Source organism: Pseudomonas sp. 05T35, from assembly GCF_056396605.1.
Map to the genome: position 1 here is coordinate 1 of NZ_JBFTLU010000725.1, position 2,523 is coordinate 2,523.

The 2,523-nt window shown below is 61.2% G+C and carries 1 protein-coding gene and 2 pseudogenes; 2 read left to right on the plus strand and 1 reads right to left on the minus strand.

Annotated features, from left to right (window positions below; translation table 11 throughout):
- Positions 1–130: 130 nt before the first annotated feature.
- A pseudogene (locus tag AC1DH9_RS29250) lies at positions 131–894 on the minus strand (hypothetical protein).
- Positions 895–1,047: 153 nt separating this feature from the next.
- Between AC1DH9_RS29250 and AC1DH9_RS29255 the strand changes: the two are divergent.
- Positions 1,048–1,362, plus strand: a complete 315-nt coding sequence (locus AC1DH9_RS29255; RefSeq protein WP_427539743.1) for a PepSY domain-containing protein — start codon at positions 1,048–1,050, stop codon at positions 1,360–1,362.
- Positions 1,362–1,685 (plus strand): annotated as a pseudogene (locus AC1DH9_RS29260) (response regulator); the annotation flags it as partial. The gene AC1DH9_RS29255 and the pseudogene AC1DH9_RS29260, both read left to right, overlap by 1 nt.
- Between the last annotated feature and the right edge of the window lie 838 nt (positions 1,686–2,523).

Sequence of the window (2,523 nt, forward strand, 5' to 3'; positions counted from 1 at the left end):
GGCGGATTCGAAGGTAAACTCTTTGAAGATTTCCACAGTGGTTTGAGCTCTGTCAGGTGGCTATCGCGCGCGGCGATGGGGCAGATCGCGAGTTTAACAGCTTGGGTCCGGGGTTGCGGGAAAACACTGACTAAAGGGTCAACAGCTGCTCACCCAAACGCCCGCTGGCCGTCAGTTCGAGGAACTCGTCGCCGAGCCGCTGGCTCTCGTCCATGGCGGTTTTCCAGTATTTCTGGCGGCTGGCCGGATCACCCATGAAGCGCTTGAAGTCATTCCGGTCGGGTAATTTGCCGTAGGGCAGGCGCGACAGGTAGGCCTTCGACGGCGCCACCAGCAGCACATCCTGCAAACGCCCGGAATTGCCGCGTCGCCATGGCAGGGTTTTGTCGAACCAGCCGGGAATCACCCGATCGGTGAAATGCGGGTAAAGCACGATGTCGTCACCGCTGTACGGCAAGTCGAGGTGGTAATCCAGCAAGCCGCCATCGCGATAAGTCCCGGCGCCTGCACCGGGCAGGTCACGTACGCCTTCCATGACCATCGGGATCGAGCCCGACGCGAGCAAGGCCTGACGCAAGTTGCCGGCGTTCAACGCAACGAAACGCGACGGGAAGTCATTCAGCGCGTTGAGCGGCGGCGCCAGGCGTGGGTCATGCAGAAGCGCCAGGAGCCCACCGAGGCGCCGATCAACGAGCGCTCGCGCGGTGCGGCCGGCAGCCACTGGCCGAACAGCGCCAGGTCCAGACCTTGAATCCCCAGGGCTTTCGGTCCACCGGCAGCACCGGGTAGCGTGCCGACCTCCAGGGCGCTCAAGCCGTTTTCGCGAATCCGCGTAAAGGCCCGCGGGCCGGCCTTGAGGGTCAGGGCAGGGAACTTGATGTGGATAGCGGTCATACCGGTCTCGATTTTTTCCGGATGTGTTTACACGGAAATGAAATGTAAGCGCATCAATGATGGCAATTCAGTTTCAGTTAAGTTGACGCAGCTAGGGTGACTCCCCGGGTAATTTATGAAGAATACGCAGGCACTCCATGCTCAGGATATGTAATGAAGGTTAATCTGCGCGCGTATGGCCTGGCGACCCTGATGCTCCTGGCATTTTGCTCGGCGGTGGTGGCCCGTGACCTGGACCAGGACGAAGCCCTGCGCCTGCGTCAGAAAGGCGTGATTCTACCGCTTGAACAGCTGTTGCAGCAGGCGATGGACCGTCACCCCGGCGCTAAATTGCTCGAAGCCGGGCTTGAACAAAAGCATGATGTTTACATTTACGAAGTCGAGTTGCTGACCGCCGACGGCGTGGTACGTGAGCTGGACCTGGAAGCCGCCACCGGGCGCTTGATCAAAGACAAGGACGATGACTGATGCGCCTGCTGTTGGTGGAAGACCACGTACCGCTGGCCGACGAATTGATGGCCGGGCTCGATCGCCAGGGTTACGCCGTCGACTGGTTGGCCGATGGCCGCGATGCGGTGTATCAGGGCCGCTCTGAACCCTACGACCTGATTATTCTCGATCTCGGGCTGCCAGGGTTGCCGGGGCTTGAAGTGCTCGGCCAATGGCGGGCGGCGGGCCTGGCCACGCCAGTGCTGGTGCTGACCGCGCGCGACTCCTGGGCCGAACGCATCGAAGGGCTCAAGGCTGGCGCCGACGACTATCTGAGCAAGCCGTTTCACCCGGAAGAACTGCACGATCGACACCCGGCGCGGTCAGGGTTATCTGTTCGGTGGGCAAACCCGGTGAGGTCGATTCAACGGCGTTTGAGCCTGGGACTGATCAGCGTCATGGTGGTGGTCGGTCTGGTGCTGGCGCAAACCAGTTTGTGGTTGTTCGAAGTGGGCTTGCAGCGTTATCTGGAAGCCGGGTTGCGCAATGACAGCGAAAACCTGCTGATGGCCTTGGTGCGGGGGCCGCAGGGTTTACAACTGGACGAACGACGCCTGTCGCCGGCCTACCAGAGACCGTTCTCCGGGCATTATTTCCATATCGACTTCGCCGACAATCACTGGCGCTCACGTTCGTTGTGGGATCAGGAATTACCGCTGCTCGATCATCCGGGGCTGCACAGCAACCTGCAACTGGGCCCGGAAGGCCAGCAATTGCTGGTCCTGCGCGCGGACTACCGGCGATTGGGGCAGTCAATCTCCATCAGCGTGGCGCAGGACTACACCCCGGTGCGTGAGAGCTTCCAGCGTATGCGCCAGGTCGGGCTCGGGTTGGGCCTGACGGGGTTGCTGTTGATTCTGGTGTTACAGCGGGTCACCGTGCGGCGCGCCTTGCGACCGCTGGAAAACGCCCGCGAGCAGATCGCTCAGTTGCAACAAGGGCAACGCTCGCAACTGGACGCTCAAGTGCCGCTGGAGCTGGAGCCTTTGGTGGCGCAGATCAACCATTTGCTCGCGCACACCGAAGACAGCCTCAAGCGCTCGCGCAATGCCCTGGGCAACCTCGGTCATGCGCTGAAGACGCCACTGGCGGTGCTGTTAAGCCTGGCGTCGTGCGAAAAACTCGACGCCCATCCTGAAC

Coding starts and splice junctions, on each gene's coding strand:
- AC1DH9_RS29255 (WP_427539743.1), top strand. CDS start 1,048: ATGAAGGTTAATCTGCGCGCGTATGGCCTGGCGACCCTGATGCTCCTG.